This is a genomic window from Billgrantia ethanolica (assembly GCF_021404305.1).
Lineage (GTDB): Bacteria > Pseudomonadota > Gammaproteobacteria > Pseudomonadales > Halomonadaceae > Halomonas > Halomonas ethanolica.
On the sequence record NZ_JABFTX010000048.1, the window covers coordinates 1 to 298 of the forward strand.

General features: G+C 72.1%; 1 pseudogene. It reads right to left on the reverse strand.

Annotated elements, in window-relative coordinates:
* Positions 1-298: pseudogene (locus HOP53_RS21455) on the reverse strand (DUF108 domain-containing protein); the annotation flags it as partial.

The following is a 298-nucleotide window of genomic DNA, read 5'->3' on the forward strand; positions in this document are numbered from 1 at the left end:
GCCACGTTTGCGTTGGCCGGGAAGAGGCGCGCCGCCTCGCCGGCAGTACCCTCGTAGAAGACCGTCGCCTCGCGGAGGGCGTCGAGGTCCACCAGTTGCTCGGCGTGGCTGCCTTTCCAACTGCGCGGTGCCTTGCAGGCCTCATAGGTGACGCTCTCCAGCCCGCCCTCACGGGCGGCGGCCAGGCCGTCCATACCTGCCACGGCACCGGAGAGCACCAGCATGCGCCCGCTGCCCGCCTCGGCGGCCTGACGCAGGCGGCCGTAGAGCCCCTCGTCGGCCAAGGCACCAGTGGCCA